10 protein-coding genes are annotated in these 15671 nt (G+C 62.0%); 8 read left to right on the top strand and 2 right to left on the bottom strand.

The genetic code is table 11. The annotated features are described in order from the left end of the window. Positions 1–79: 79 nt before the first annotated feature. The 3 genes from ACNYC6_RS22965 to ACNYC6_RS22955 are packed head-to-tail and all read left to right on the top strand — an operon-like array spanning position 80 to position 4628. The gene (locus tag ACNYC6_RS22965; RefSeq protein ID WP_419709292.1) at positions 80–1252 is read left to right on the top strand and encodes an efflux RND transporter periplasmic adaptor subunit; all 1173 of its coding nucleotides are present in this window, start codon (positions 80–82) and stop codon (positions 1250–1252) included. Then, positions 1253–3226, top strand: coding sequence for a MacB family efflux pump subunit (locus ACNYC6_RS22960; RefSeq protein ID WP_419709291.1), 1974 nt, complete (start codon positions 1253–1255; stop codon positions 3224–3226). Positions 3227–3233: 7 nt separating this feature from the next. Continuing rightward, positions 3234–4628, top strand: coding sequence for an efflux transporter outer membrane subunit (locus tag ACNYC6_RS22955; protein WP_419709290.1), 1395 nt, complete (start codon positions 3234–3236; stop codon positions 4626–4628). Positions 4629–4667: 39 nt separating this feature from the next. On the opposite strand, the gene ACNYC6_RS22950 is transcribed toward ACNYC6_RS22955, so the two are convergent. Continuing rightward, positions 4668–6278 carry a PvdJ/PvdD/PvdP-like protein gene (locus ACNYC6_RS22950; protein WP_419709289.1) on the bottom strand — a complete coding sequence of 537 codons (1611 nt, stop codon included), beginning with the start codon at positions 6276–6278 and terminating at the stop codon, positions 4668–4670. A gap of 227 nt (positions 6279–6505) precedes the next feature. Between ACNYC6_RS22950 and pvdM the strand changes: the two genes are divergently transcribed. The 5 genes from pvdM (at position 6506) to ACNYC6_RS22925 (ending at position 14554) form a co-directional block, all read left to right on the top strand. After that, positions 6506–7855 (top strand): pyoverdine-tailoring dipeptidase-like protein PvdM, encoded by a 1350-nt coding sequence (pvdM, locus tag ACNYC6_RS22945; protein ID WP_419709288.1) that lies wholly within the window; start codon positions 6506–6508, stop codon positions 7853–7855. A gap of 29 nt (positions 7856–7884) precedes the next feature. Then, complete coding sequence (locus tag ACNYC6_RS22940; RefSeq protein ID WP_419709287.1) at positions 7885–9168, top strand: aminotransferase class V-fold PLP-dependent enzyme; 1284 nt, start codon at positions 7885–7887, stop codon at positions 9166–9168. A 46-nt stretch (positions 9169–9214) separates the two neighbouring features. Continuing rightward, positions 9215–10090: a formylglycine-generating enzyme family protein gene (locus ACNYC6_RS22935; protein WP_419709286.1), complete on the top strand. Its 876-nt coding sequence runs from the start codon at positions 9215–9217 to the stop codon at positions 10088–10090. A gap of 217 nt (positions 10091–10307) precedes the next feature. Beyond that, positions 10308–11957, top strand: a complete 1650-nt coding sequence (locus ACNYC6_RS22930; RefSeq protein WP_419709285.1) for a cyclic peptide export ABC transporter — start codon at positions 10308–10310, stop codon at positions 11955–11957. 116 nt (positions 11958–12073) lie between these two features. Next, positions 12074–14554, top strand: coding sequence for a TonB-dependent siderophore receptor (locus ACNYC6_RS22925; RefSeq protein ID WP_419709284.1), 2481 nt, complete (start codon positions 12074–12076; stop codon positions 14552–14554). 150 nt (positions 14555–14704) lie between these two features. On the opposite strand, the gene ACNYC6_RS22920 is transcribed toward ACNYC6_RS22925, so the two are convergent. Continuing rightward, complete coding sequence (locus tag ACNYC6_RS22920) at positions 14705–15661, bottom strand: alpha/beta hydrolase (RefSeq protein WP_419709283.1); 957 nt, start codon at positions 15659–15661, stop codon at positions 14705–14707. Between the last annotated feature and the right edge of the window lie 10 nt (positions 15662–15671).

Genomic DNA, 15671 nt, shown 5'->3' with positions numbered 1-15671 from the left:
GTCTTCCAACGTATAAAGGACAGCTCCCCGTCTTCCCGCCGCTGAAGGACGGGCCGAAATCCTTTGGCCGGAACACTGCATGAAACGTCCCCGTCACACCCGACGCGCCCTGCTTGTCGCACTCTGCCTGATCCCCGTCATCGCCGTCGCCGCCTGGAAAATCATCCCGCCAGGCCGTGACCAGTTCGCCACCGTGCAAGTCACCCGCGCCGATATAGAAAGCAGTGTCACGGCACTGGGCACCCTGCAACCGCGTCGCTATGTCGATGTCGGCGCCCAGGCGTCCGGGCAAATCCACAAAATCCATGTGGAAGTCGGCGACGTGGTCAAGGAGGGCCAGTTGCTGGTGGAAATCGATCCCTCCACGCAACAGGCCAAACTCGACGCCGGGCGTTTCTCCATCGAGAACCTCCAGGCACAGCTGCAAGAGCAAAAGGCGCTGCATGAACTGGCCCGGCAGAAATTCCAGCGCCAACAGAACCTCAAGGCCGGCGGCGCCACCCGTGAAGAAGACGTGCAGACCGCCCAGGCCGAACGGCGTGCCACCCAGGCACGAATCGACATGTTCCAGGCGCAGATTCGCCAGGCTCAGGCCAGCCTGCGCAGCGATCAGGCCGAACTCGGCTACACACGGATTTACGCGCCGATGTCCGGCACCGTGGTCGCGCTCGATGCCCGTGAAGGCCAGACCCTCAATGCCCAGCAGCAGACACCACTGATTCTGCGCATCGCCAAACTGTCGCCGATGACCGTCTGGGCCGAAGTCTCGGAAGCCGACATCGGCCACGTCAAACCCGGTATGACGGCGTGGTTCACCACCCTCAGCGGCGGCACCCGGCGCTGGAAAAGCACCGTGCGGCAGATTCTGCCAGTGCCGCCAAAACCTCTGGATCAGACCAGCCAGGGCGGCGGCAGCCCCGCCAGTTCGAGTAAAAGCGGCAGCGCTCGCGTGGTGCTGTACACCGTGTTGCTCGACGTCGACAACGCCGACAACGCGCTGATGGCGGAAATGACCACCCAGGTATTTTTCGTCGCCGATCAGGCGCAAAACGTGCTGACCGCACCGATTGCTGCGCTGCAAGCCGGTGCGCAAGCCGATAGCCAGATCGCGCAAGTGGTCGCCAAGAACGGCAGCATCGAACAACGCAACGTGCGCACCGGCATCAGCGATCGCCTGCGGGTGCAGATCCTCGAAGGCTTGCAGGAAGGCGATCACCTGTTGATCGGCCCGGCTGACGGGAGCGGCGGTTGAATGCAAACGCCCCTGATCGACCTTTCGGACATCCGCAAAGCCTACGGCGGTGGCGACGCGCCTGAAGTTCACGTGTTGCGCGGCATCGACCTGTCGATCCATGCCGGGGAGTTCGTGGCGATCGTCGGCGCCTCTGGTTCCGGCAAGTCGACGCTGATGAACATCCTCGGCTGTCTCGACCGTCCGACCTCGGGCGAATACCGGTTCGCCGGGGAAAACGTCGCCGCCCTCGACAGCGACGAACTGGCTTGGTTGCGCCGCGAAGCGTTCGGGTTCGTGTTCCAGGGCTACCACTTGATTCCATCCGGCTCGGCCCAGGAAAACGTCGAGATGCCGGCAATCTATGCCGGCACTCCGGCCGCCGAGCGCCACGCCCGCGCCGCCGCCCTGCTCGACCGCCTCGGCCTGGCCACGCGCACCGGCAACCGTCCGCACCAACTGTCCGGCGGCCAGCAGCAACGGGTGTCCATCGCCCGCGCCTTGATGAACGGCGGCCACATCATCCTCGCCGACGAACCCACCGGCGCACTCGACAGCCACAGCGGCAAAGAAGTCATGGCGCTGCTCGACGAACTGGCGAGCCAGGGCCACGTGGTCATCCTGATCACCCACGACCGCGAAGTCGCGGCGCGAGCCAAGCGCATCATCGAAATCAGTGACGGCCTGATCATCAGCGACAGCGCCCAAGACAACCCGGCCGTACAACACTCGGCCACCCCCGGCGCCTTGCAAGCCGTCGATTTACGCAAACGCCTGAGCGAAGGCGCCGAAGCAACAGGTGCCTGGAAAGGCGAACTGGTGGATGCCGTACAAGCGGCCTGGCGGGTGATGTGGATCAACAAGTTCCGCACCGCACTGACCCTGCTGGGGATCATCATCGGCGTGGCGTCGGTGGTGGTGATGCTGGCCGTTGGTGAAGGCAGCAAACGCCAGGTCATGGCGCAGATGGGCGCGTTCGGTTCCAACATCATTTACCTCAGCGGCTCGGCACCCAACCCGCGCACGCCGCTGGGCATCATCACCCTCGACGAAGTCAAAGCCGTGGCGAGCCTGCCACAAGTGATGCGCATCATGCCGGTCAACGGCCAGGAAGCCGGGGTGCGCTTCGGCAACCTCGACCACTTGAGCTACGTCGGCGGCAACGACACCCATTTCCCGGCGATCTTCAACTGGCCCGTGGTCGAGGGCAGCTACTTCACCGAGGCCGATGAACAGAATGCAGCCGCGGTGGCCGTGATCGGGCACAAGGTCCGCACCAAACTGCTCAAGGACGTGGCCAATCCCATCGGCCAGTACATCCTGATCGAGAACGTGCCGTTCCAGGTGGTCGGCGTGCTGGCGGAAAAAGGCGCCAGCTCCGGCGACTCCGACAGCGACGACCGCATCGCCATCCCCTACTCTGCCGCCAGCGTGCGGCTGTTCGGCACGCACAATCCGGAGTACATCGCAATTGCCGCTGCCGATGCGCGCAAGGTCAAAGAGACGGAACACGCTATCGAGCAACTGATGCTGCGCCTGCACAACGGCAAGAAGGATTTCGAGCTGACCAACAACGCGGCGATGATCCAGGCCGAGGCGCGCACGCAAAATACCCTGTCGCTGATGCTCGGTTCGATCGCCGCGATTTCGTTGCTGGTGGGTGGCATCGGCGTGATGAACATCATGCTCATGACCGTGCGCGAGCGTACCCGCGAGATCGGTATCCGCATGGCGACCGGCGCCCGGCAGCGGGACATCCTGCGCCAGTTCCTCACCGAAGCAGTGATGCTCTCGGTGGTCGGCGGGCTCGCCGGGATTGCCCTGGCCTTGATCGTCGGCGGCGTGCTGATTCTCAGCGAAGTCGCGGTCGCGTTCTCCCTGATAGCGGTACTCGGCGCCTTCGGCTGCGCCCTGGTCACCGGTGTTGTCTTCGGCTTCATGCCGGCCCGCAAAGCTGCCCGACTCGACCCGGTCACGGCCCTTACCAGTGAATGATCGATTTATGAAGCCGCAACTCAGCCTGTTGACCTTGTGCCTGCTACTCAGCGCCTGCGGCAGCCCTGCCCCGCGCCCGGACAGCGGCATTGCGCCGCCCGCCGCCTGGCAATCGCCGCACACCATCGGCGCCACCCGCGACAACCAGCAATGGTGGAACCGTTTTGGCAGTCCGCAACTGGGACGCCTGATCGAACAGGCCCGTGTCGGCAGTTACGACCTGGCCGCCGCCATCGCCCGAGTGCGTCAGGCACAGGCTCAAACCGTGGTCGCTGGTGGCTCGCAGTTGCCCGAGATCAAGGCCGGTGCCAACGCCAATCGCCAGAAACTGCTGCGCGGCGATGGCTACAGCCAACTGGACGCCGACAGCGACAACAGCGCCGTGGATTACTTCAACGCCAATCTGACGGCCAGTTACGAGATCGATTTCTGGGGTGGCCAGCGTGCCTCCCGCGACAGCGCACAATTCGCCCTGCGCGCCAGCGAGTTCGATCAGGCAACGGTGGAGCTGACGTTGCTCAGCGGTGTTGCCAACGGCTATGCACAAACCCTGTCGTTGCAGGAGCAAAGCCGCATTGCCGAGTTGAATCTGGCGAATGCGCAGAACGTTTTGAAACTGGTGCAGACCCGCTTCGATTCAGGTTCGGCCACCGCGCTGGAACTGGCCCAGCAAAAAAGCCTGGTGGCGGCACAGCAACGGCAATTGCCGCTGGTGCAGCAACAGGCCGCGGACGCGCAGATCAGCCTCGCCGCCCTGCTCGGTCGTCCGGTGCAGGCGTTGTCCCTCGGCCAGGAGCGCTTTGACCAACTGTCATGGCCAGCCATCGATGCCGGCGTGCCCAGTCAATTGCTCAGCCGTCGCCCGGACATCGCCCGGGTCGAAGCGCAACTGGCCGCGGCCCAGGCCGACGTCACCGTGGCCCGCGCCGCGATGTTGCCGACCGTCACCCTCAGCGCGGAAATCGGCTCCGGCGCCGACCGCGCGGGCGACATTCTGCGCAGCCCGTTCTACAACCTCACCGCCGGATTGCTCGCGCCTGTGTTCAACAACGGCCGCCTCGGCGCCGAACGCGACAAAGCCACAGCCCGGCAGGAAGAACTGCTGGAAAGCTATCGCGGGGCGATCATCAATGGTTTCGCCGACGTGGAAAAAGCCCTGAACAGCATTCGCGGACTGGATGAGCAACGGCAGTGGCAAAGCGAAGAACTGAACCAGGCGCAAACCGCGTTCAACATTGCGCAAAGCCGCTATGAAGCCGGCGCCGAGGATTTGCTGACAGTGCTGGAGACCCAGCGCACGCTGTATGCGGCGCAGGATTTGAATGTACAACTGCGGCTGTCGCGGATGCAGGCGAGCATTGCGTTGTACAAGGCACTTGGGGGTGGGTGGCAAACGCTCTGAAGATCAAAAGATCGCAGCCTTCGGCAGCGATCTTTTGCTTTAGGCCTTGGCCTTCAAATGCCGCGCATACCACGGTCGCTGCGGCACCTTGCGGAACAGATCCGCGAGTGTCTTTTCATCCTCGCCAAAGGTAATCCGCAGCGCCAGCTTCATGGTTTCCGGGTCCATCTCCACCGACTTGCCAGCCTGCAACCCCGGCGTGGTGCTGCAACCATGAGTGCCCGGCCCGAGCCACGGATCGGCAATCTCGACCCAACGCCCCGGTGAAAACCACGGCACGCCATTGACCTGCAGGCGACTGACTTCCCCCGGATGGAAGCGCTCATGGGCGCGGAACCAGTCTTCCAGACGATCATCGATCCAGCCATGGAAATGCCAGAACACCGGGTTCACATGAGACGAAAACGGGTCACCCAGAAAGTCATTCTCCGGCGCATACCAACGTGCGGAAAAGTCGGCCGGATCGCGGGCGAACGGCACTGGCTGCCCATTGGACGGATCACGCGGCACCGAAGCCCAGCGCATGTGCAGCCAGTCATGCAGGCCCAGTTCCACCTCCGAACCGAACTGCCCCAACGTCAGCTTCGACAGATAACGCGGGTCGCGGTACTGCGATTCCCAAACCTGGAAATTGCTGTGATAGGTCTCTGCGGTCTTGATGTCGCTGACCCACTGCGAGTACTCGTCATCGTCCTCGGCCAGCCAGGTCGGCGGCAGCGCGGTGCCATCGTGGTTGTCGAAATAGTTGGCGAAGCCGATGCGGTCCCGGGCCAACTCAGGTTGGGGCAGCGGGAAATGCGTCCACGACGGCAAATCCTGCATCGAACGCGCCGTGCCCAGCATGTGCCGGTGCATGAAGAAAAAGTCCACGCCCGAACCATTGCGATCCTTGCGCTTGCCCCGGGCATCACGCTCCTGATCCCGTGGGCCGGGCTGCCAGCCGATACCGCGCAAGGCGTTGCGTTTGTCTTCGGGCAAGGTGTGCCACTTGTCCCGGGAGGCATGCCAGAGCTGGTGAAACAGGCGATGTTCCTGGGACGTCAGCCAACCCAACAGCGGTGGATTCAGGCCGGTGCGCTCGCGGGCTTCGGGGAAGACTTTCTTCACGGCGACGAACCGATTGTCCTGCGCCGTCAGCATCAAGGGCCGATCCAGATCCAGCACGCGACCGCTCAAAGAGCCGCTGCCAGCATTGCCGAAACCGGCCCAGACTTCATCCAGCGTCATGCTGAATTCGTAGTCACAGCTGCCATTGGCACTGACCAGTCGCCAGCTCAACTGCGCCGGTTTGACTCCGGCCAGATCGCCGAGCACCCGATATCGAGGCTGTTCGCTGGAACGCAAACGTTCGGCGGTGTCGAGAAAACCGATCAGGCCACGACCTTTGTGGCCGATGTCGAGAAACACTTCCAGACCATCCCGCGGCAAGCCTTCAAGCCCCGCGTCACGACCTTCGAAACGAATCTGCCAGACACCGCGCAGCGTATCCGCCAGGCGTTGACCGGCGACGTCCGCCACATCGAATGAAGCTTCGCCGGGGGTGATCGTCGGATCCGGTTTCGTCCATTCGCGATGCCCATAAAAAGCCGCCGGCACGGCAGCGCTGGTCAGCGCCAGGCCCGCCATGAACCATCGTCGAGAAATCGTCATTGCCCTACCTGTGTCAGCCATGAAGCAGGCTTTATCCAAGCTAGAACGTTTGTTGCCCTGCAAAATTTAGAAGCATCGCTGGCAAGCCAGCGCCCACAATGGACGGCGGTCACTGTGGGAGCTCGCTTGCCAGCGATGAGGTCGGCACAAACAGCTAAATTTCCGGATCAACCACTCGTTCCTCCCAGATAGCAAAGCCCCCTGCGGCGAACCTGACTGAGACGGCAATGACAAAACCACGTTCGAAAAAGGCTCTTTACATCGGCCTGCCGCTGGCCCTGGCGATCACCGCTGGCGCCGGCTTCGCGGCCTGGGATTACTGGTTCAAGGACAATCCCGGCTACCCGATCAAGGTAATGAAACAGGCCAATGAACTGCATGAGCGTCTTCTCTCGTTCGACAGTCACATCACCGTGCCGATGGATTTCGGCACCGCCGGCAACGAAGCCGACAAAGACGGCAGCGGCCAGTTCGACCTGGTGAAAACCGGGCGCGGACGCCTGTCCGGCGCGGCGCTGACCATCTTCGGCTGGCCGGAAATCTGGAACGGTCCCAACGCGCCGCATCGTCCCACTGCCGGTTTCATCGAAGAAGCACGCTTCGAGCAGGAAACCCGTTTCAAGATCATCACCACGCTGGTGCGCGACTACCCCAATCAGGTCGCCATCGCCTACACCCCCGACGATTTCCGTCGCCTGCACGGCGAAGGCAAGTTTGCGATTTTCATGAGCATGCTCAACGCCTACCCGCTGGGTAACGACCTCAATGCCTTGGACAAGTGGGCCGCACGGGGCATGCGCATGTTCGGTTTCAGCTATGTGGGCAACAATGCCTGGGCCGATTCGTCGCGGCCGCTGCCGTTTTTCAATGACTCGCGGGATGCTCTTGGGGGGCTCTCAGACATCGGCAAACAAGCGGTGCACCGCCTCAACGATCTGGGCGTGATCATCGACGTGTCACAGATGTCGACCAAAGCGCTTGAGCAAGTCGCCCGTTTGAGCCGCACGCCGATGGTCGCGTCGCACTCGGCACCGCGAGGGCTGGTGGACATTCCGCGCAACCTGAGCGACCACGAAATGCAACTGATCAAGGCCAGCGGCGGCGTGGTGCAGATTGTCGGTTTCCCGACCTACATCCGCCCACTGAGCCAGGCCACCCAGGACAAACTCAACGCCCTGCGTGCGCGCTTCGACCTGCAACCATTGCAAGGCCTGGAGATGGCGTTGATGCCGGGCGATCCGATCATCACCGTGTGGTCCGAGCAACGTTTCGGCGAATACGCTAGCCAGCTCTACGCCATCGTCGACGAAGAACCCAAGGCCACCCTCAAGGATTACGGCGACGCGATTGACTACGCAGTGAAAAAAATCGGCATCGACCACGTCGGCATCAGCTCCGACTTCAACGATGGCGGCGGCCTCGATGGCTGGAAGGATGTCAGCGAGGCGCGCAACGTGACCGCCGAACTGATCAGTCGCGGTTACAGCGAGGCCGACATCGCCAAGCTCTGGGGCGGCAATTTCCTCCGGGTCTGGGACCAGGTGGAAAAGTCCTCCAAACCCGTCGCCAAAAACTGATGCCACTATTGCCAAGCGAAGCCGAAGCCATGACCAACCGTCGTTCATTCCTCAAGCAGGCCGGAATTCTTGCCGCCGGCCTGCCCCTGACTGCCGGTGCGAGTCTGCCGGCGCTGGCCGCCACCAATCCGCAACCGTTGCCCAAGGGTAAATGGGCGCAACTGCGCCAGTTATTCAATCAGGACCCGGACTACCTGCACTTCGCCAACTTCCTGGTGACCTCGCACCCGACGCCCGTGCGCAACGCGATCGACCTGCACCGCGCCAACATCGACCGCAACCCCGGCCGCGCCATGGACTGGGACCTGCAGGAAACCGAGAAGCGCGAGCACAACGTGCGGGTCTGGGCCGGTCGCTACCTCAACGCCAAGCCTGAGCAGATCGCCCTCACCGGCAGCACCACCGAAGGCCTGGCAATGATTTACGGCGGCATTCATGTGCGCCCGGATCAGGAAATCCTGGTCAGCGAACACGAGCATTACTCCACCCACTACACCTTGGAATTCCGCCAGCAACGCCAGGGCACCCAGGTGCGCAAACTCAAGTTGTTCGAAAACAGCCACGACATTTCCGTAGATGAAGTGCTCGACTCGATTCGCAAAGGCATCCGCCCCGAAACCCGCGTACTGGGCATGACCTGGGTGCAATCGGGCAGCGGCGTGAAACTGCCGATTGGTGAAATCGGCAAATTGGTCGAAGAGCTGAACCGTCAGCGCGACGAGAAGGATCGCATCCTGTATGTGGTCGACGGCGTGCACGGTTTTGGCGTCGAGAACCTCGATTTTCCCGACATGCACTGCGATTTCTTCATCGCTGGCACCCACAAATGGATGTTCGGTCCTCGCGGCACCGGGATCATTTGCGCCCGCTCCGCCGAGGTCAAGGACGTCACGCCGATCATTCCGACCTTCAGCGAATCCACCGACTTCGCGACCATCATGACCCCTGGCGGTTATCACAGTTTCGAACACCGCTGGGCGGCGGACGAAGCGTTCAAATTGCACCTGGACCTGGGCAAGGCCGAGGTCCAGGCACGCATCCACGCGCTCAACACCTATGCCAAGAATCGCCTGCTGGAACAGCCAAGGATCGAACTGGTCACGCCGCAGAGTCCGCAATTGTCCGCCGGTTTTACCTTCTTCCGGATCAAGGATACGGACTGCGAAAAAGTCGCCAGCGGGTTGATGCAGAACCGCGTGGTCTGTGACTCGGTCGACCGCGACGTCGGCCCTGTGATCCGTATCGCCCCCGGCCTGCTCAACAGCGAAAACGAAGTCGACCGCTTCATGGCCTTGCTCAACAAAACGGCCTGACGCCCCCTACAGGGGCACCCTGCTTTTCTTCAAATCGAGATGACAAATGAACAGTGATCAGCTGTCTCCCCTCAAGGCCCTCGCCCTGACCGCGCTGTTGGCCGGCCTGCTGCCCGCCGCCGCGCAAGCCGCCACGCCCCCGCCACCGGGCAAGGTATTCAAGGACTGCAAGAACTGCCCGGAAATGGTCGTTCTACCGGCCGGCACCTTCACCATGGGCACCCCTGACGACGAAGTCGGTCGCGAGCCCGATGAAAGCCCGATGCATGATGTGACCTTCGCCAAGCCGTTCGCCATGAGCCGATTCCAGATCACCGCCGGTGAGTGGGACAGCTACGTGAAGGAGAGCGGCGTCACCATCGCCAACGGCGATACCCGCCCCGGCCGAGAATGCATCGCCAGCAAACCGCGTTATCCACAGAGCCCACGCCAGCCGGCGGTGTGCATGAACTTCGACGACGTTAAGAACTACGTTGCCTGGCTGTCGAAGAAAACCGGGCAGAAGTACAGCATGGTCAGCGAAGCCCAACGCGAATATGCCGCACGCGGCGGCACCCAGGGCCCGTTCCCCTTCCCGTTCGATGAAGGCAAGGAATACAGCATCGCCAAACACGCCAACACCTACGGCCCGGCGGACGGCTACAGCTACAGCTCGCCAGTGGGCAGCTACCCGCCCAACGCCTTTGGCATGTACGACATGCACGGCAACGTCTACGAATGGGTCGAAGACTGCGAACACCCGAACTACGTCGGCGCACCCACCGACGGCAGCGCCTGGCTGGAACCCAACTGCGAAGCCGTGCGCATCCGCGGCAACGACTGGGGTGAAGCGCCGGTGTTCTCCCGCTCCGGCAACCGCAACAGCCAGTACCCGCAGGAGCGCGGCGACTGGATGGGCTTTCGTGTCGTGCGCCAGCTCTAAGGCGTACCACTTTCCCCCTATGGGAGCCAGCCTGCTGGCGATGACTGACTTCCAGTCGATTAAAATATCGCCTGACAGTCCGCTATCGCCAGCAGGCTGGCTCCCACAGGGTTTAGTGGCAGGAGCAACCTCACCACCAGTCGGCACCTCTCTAAATTAACCCCTCGACCAGACGTTCTACTGGGTATCTGCCTTCCGACCCAAGGAACTGTCTTCCATGATCCAGCCCACCCGAGGCGCCATCGGCGAATTGTTCGCCCTGCTCAAACCCTTTCGACTGATCGTCGCCGCGTCCATTTTCCTGGGCATGGTCGGCGGCCTGAGCGTCACGGTGCTGCTGGCGACCATCAACAACGCTTTGCATTCGGACAGCGGCCTGACCCAGGGCGTGGTCGCGCTGTTCGCCGGCCTGTGCCTGCTGGCGCTGGCCAGCTCGATCTGCTCCGACATCGGCACCAACTACGTCGGCCAGCACATCATCGCCAAACTGCGTAAACAGCTGGGTGAAAAAGTCCTGTCGGCGCCGATCGAACAGATCGAGCGCTACCGCAGCCATCGCCTGATCCCGGTGCTGACCCACGACGTCGACACCATCAGCGACTTCGCCTTCGCCTTCGCGCCGCTGGCGATTTCCGTGACCGTGACCCTGGGTTGCATGGGCTACCTGGCGATCCTCTCGTGGCCGATGTTCCTGATCATGGTCGCCGCGATCCTGATCGGCACCGCGATTCAGGCCTATGCCCAGAGCAAGGGCGTGCAAGGCTTCATGGCCGCCCGTGACGCCGAAGACGAACTGCAAAAGCACTACAACGCCATCGCCGAAGGCGCCAAGGAACTGCGCATTCACCGCCCACGCCGCCAGCGCATGTTCACCTCGGGCATCAAGGGCACTGCCGAATTCATCTGCAACACCCAGGTGCGTTCGATCAACACCTTCGTCATCGCCAAGACCTTCGGGTCGATGCTGTTCTTCGTGGTCATCGGCCTGGCGTTGGCGCTGCAAACCTTCTGGCCGAGCGCCGACAAGACCGTGATGAGCGGCTTCGTGCTGGTGCTGCTGTACATGAAAGGTCCGCTGGAACACTTAATCAGCACCCTGCCAATCGTCAGCCGCGCGCAGATCGCCTTCCGCCGCATCGCCGAATTGTCCGAGCAGTTTTCCACCCCGGAAGCGCACCTGCTGCTCAGCGATCAGGGCAACGTCAAACCGGCCGTGCACGAACTGCAACTGGCGGACGTGCGCTACGCCTTCCCGTCGGTTGACGGCGCCGCGCCGTTTCAATTGGGGCCGGTCAACCTGACGATCAAACAGGGCGACATCACCTTCATCGTCGGTGAGAACGGCTGCGGCAAGACCACGCTGATCAAGTTGCTGCTGGGCCTGTACACCCCGCAACAGGGGCAGATCCGCGTTAACGGCGAGGCCATCGACGCGCAGAACCGCGACGACTATCGCCAGTTGTTCACCACCATTTTCGCCGACTACTACCTGTTCGACGACGTGGTCCAGGGCGACACGCAGATCCCGGAAGACGCCAACAAATACCTGCAACGCCTGGAGATCGCACACAAGGTCAGCGTCAAGGACGGCAATTTCACCACCACCGACCTCTCCACCGGCCAGCGCAAACGCCTGGCACTGGTCAACGCCTGGCTGGAAGAACGACCGGTGCTGGTATTCGACGAATGGGCCGCCGACCAGGACCCGACCTTCCGCCGGATTTTCTACACCGAGCTGCTGCCGGACCTGAAACGCCTGGGCAAGACCATCATCGTGATCTCTCACGACGACCGTTATTTCGATGTCGCCGACCAACTCGTGCGCATGGAAAGCGGCCGGGTCGTCACCGAGCTGATGCCTGCCTGAACCTCAATGACATTTTTTTCACATTTCTTTTCCGGTTTCGCATTCGCATCTCGTCTTAATAATCATTCCTATTAACAAAAACTCTGCACAACACTTTTCAGGAGCACAGGTAAGTAATGCGATCTCTTCCACGCCGCACACCTCTCGCACTGGCCGTACAGCGCCCGTCTCTGCATAGAACCCTGTTGACCAGCGTTCTGCTGACCGCCACGTTGCTGGGGAGCAACATGGCCAACGCAGCGCCTGTAAAAGTGAGTATCTCCGTGCAGCCGCTGTCCAGCGCACTGACCGAGCTGGGCATGCAGACCAACCTGCAGATCCTCTACAGCCCGGACCAGGTAGCCGGCATCAAGTCCCGCGCCGTGTCCGGTTCGCTGGAGCCGTCTGCGGCCCTGACCGAGATGCTCAAGGGCACCGGCATTTCGTTCCAGATCAACGGCAACAGCGTGACGCTGATTTCCGGCGGCTCTTCGAGCCTGCAACTGGGCGCGACCACCATCTCCGGCCAGGCCCTGGGCCTGACCACTGAAGACACCGGTTCCTACACCACCGGCGCCACCACCACCGCCACCAAGCTGCCGCTGACCATTCGCGAAACGCCACAATCGGTGACCGTGGTGACGCGTCAGCAGATGGATGACCAGGGCTCAAAGAGCGTGGGTGATGTCCTGCGCAACACGCCTGGCGTCACCATGCAAAAATACGACAGTGACCGTACCGAGTTTTCCACCCGTGGTTTTGCCATCACCAACTTTCAGTACGATGGCGTCAACATTCCCTACGACGGTGTCTACGGTGAAAACCCGAACAACAGTGACGACTCCGCCAGCCTCGACCGCATCGAAGTCATCAAGGGCTCGACCGGCCTGATGACCGGTGCCGGTGACCCGGCCGCGACCGTCAACCTGGTGCGCAAGAAACCAACCAAGGACTTCAAGGCATCGGTCAGCGCCACCGCCGGTTCCTGGGACAACTACCGCGGCGAAGGCGACATCTCCGGTTCGCTGAACGATACCGGCAGCGTGCGTGGCCGTTTCGTCGGCGCCCTGCAAGACAAAGATTCGTACATCGACCACTACAGCCAGAAGAAAGACCTGTACTACGGCATCCTCGAAGCTGACCTGACCGACGACACCCTGCTGACCCTGGGCGTCGACAAGTCCAGCGCCACCCCGCGCGGCAGTTCCTGGACCGGTAACTCGCCGTTCTACAGCGACGGTGGCCGTACCGATTTCTCGCGCAGTTTCAACCCGGGCTCCGACTGGAGCCGTCGTGATTTCGAGAGCACCACCTATTTCGCGTCCCTGGAACAGGCGCTGGCCAACGACTGGAAACTCAAGGCCACCCTGGACCAGAAAACCACCGATCACGACACCCAACTGGCCTCCGCCAGCGGCGGCAACCCGGATCGCGCCACCGGCGAAGGCATGTTCTTCTACTGGGGTCGCTGGGAAGGCCACCGCGTACAGAACACTGCTGACATCAATGTCTCCGGTCCGTTTTCCCTCGGCGGCCGTGAGCATGAACTGGTCGCGGGCTTCATGACCTCCCACTCGCGTCAGACAGGTTCCACCTACGACACCAGCGCCTTCGAACTGGTGCCGGGCAACATCTTTGACTGGGAAGGCCACATCGCCAAACAGGAATTCCCGAAAAACGGCAAGTACGAACGTACCCAAAGCCAGAACGGCGCTTACCTCGCCACGCGCCTGCGTCCGACCGACGACCTGTCGTTCATCCTCGGCGGCCGTGTCAGCACCTTCAAATACAACGAAGACTACACCTACTATCCAGGCGCGAGCCTGACCGACACCCATGCCAGCTACAAGGAACACGGCGTGGTCACGCCTTACGCCGGTGTGGTCTATGACCTCGACGATACGTACTCGGTGTATGCCAGCTACACCAGCATCTACCAGCCGCAAATCTACAAGGACGCCAGCGGCAAGACCTTGGAGCCGGTGGAAGGCAACAGCTACGAAACCGGCCTGAAAGCGGCCTACTTCGAAGGCAAGTTGAACGCCAGCCTGGCCTTCTTCCGCATCGAGCAGGACAACGTCGCCCAGTACGTCACCACCGACACCGACACCGGTCAAGACGTCTACAAACCAACCTCCGGCGCCACCACCAAGGGCGTGGAACTGGAACTGGCCGGTGAACTGGCCGAAGGCTGGAACCTGTCGGCCGGTTACACCTACGCCCGCTCCCGTGACAAGGACGAACAGCGCATCTACGGTTTCCCGTTGGCCACCACCAAGCCGGAACACGTCGTGCGCACGTTCACCACTTACCGTCTGCCCGGCGCACTTGACCAGGTCACCGTCGGTGGTGGTGTGAGCTGGCAGAGCGCGTTTTACGGCCAGAGCTTCAACCCGAGCGTCGATGGCAGTGGTCAAGGTGCAACCGCCACCCTCAAGCAAGGCGGCTACACCCTTGTCGACCTGATGACCCGTTATCAGTACGACGAGCACCTGAGCTTCACCGCCAACGCCTACAACGTCTTCGACAAAAAGTACCTGACAGGCCTGGGCAACTTCGGCACGACCTTCTACGGCGAGCCGCGTAACTTCCAGGTAACGGCCAAGTACGACTTCTGAGTCGCCTGAGCTGAAATGAAAAATGCCCGTGTCGTGAGATGCGGGCATTTTTTATGGGTCAGGATTTGAATTGGACGCTATGCCGTCATCGCGGGCACAAAAAAACCCGCCATCCCCTTTCACCGAGATGGCGGGTTTTGTCACTTCAACTCACAGCCTTGTGCGCACCCACCCCGCCACTTCCGCATGAATCCCTTCCACCTCACTCAACAACCCCGCCATGCGCAGAAAGTCATGCGTCATGCCCGGTTGTTCCAGCAAGGTCACGTCGTTGCCGGCAGCGCGCAAACGCTCGGCATAGGCCAGGCCTTCGTCGTGCAGCGGATCGTGGCCGGCCAGGTACACCAGGGCGGGCGCCATGCCCGACAGGTCTTCGGCCAGCAGCGGTGAACAGCGCCAGTCCGCGAGATCGGCCGGGGTGCGGCCGTAGTGGGCGTAGAACCAGTCCAGGGTTGGGGTTTCCAGCAAGTAACCTTCGGCAAAGTCCCGGTGCGAGGCGCGGTGTGTGGTGGCGTCGGTCACCGGGTACACCAGCAATTGCGCCTTGGGTTTCAACACCAACTCTTCGGGTTCACGCACGGCAATCAGTGACAGCACCGTGGCCAAGGTTGCACCAACGCTGTCACCGGCCAGCGCCACCCGCGACGCGTCCAGGCCATGAGCCGCGCCCTCGCGCACCAGCCAGTTGCCGGTATCGCAGGCGTCCTGCACCGGGGTCGGGAAACGCCACTCCGGCGCCAGTCGATAATCCGCGGTCAACAAGGCAAAACCACCTTGCGCGGCCAAGCGCCGGCACAGCGCATCGTGGGAATCGAGGCTACCGACTACGTAGCCGCCGCCGTGGAAATACAGGATCACCGGTTGCAAACCGCCGACCGTATTCCCGTCGCGATACAGCCGCGCCGCCAGGCTGTGGCCGTCGCGTGCGGCGATGGTGAAGTGCTCGCAGACGATGTTGTCCAGCGGCACATCGAGAAACCCCGAGGACGCTTCGAAATCGATGCGCGCCTGTTGCGGGGTCTGTTCGTGCATCGCGCGGCTTTTGCCGGTCAGCCGGCCGAACTCGGCGAGTTCGAGGAAAGCTTCAAGTTCTGGCAACACGGCCATGAGGTGAATC

The sequence above is a fragment of the Pseudomonas sp. NFX224 genome (genome assembly GCF_048565165.1).
GTDB lineage: Bacteria > Pseudomonadota > Gammaproteobacteria > Pseudomonadales > Pseudomonadaceae > Aquipseudomonas.
Note: the sequence above shows the minus strand (reverse complement) of the source record. Positions and strands in the feature narration are given on the sequence as shown.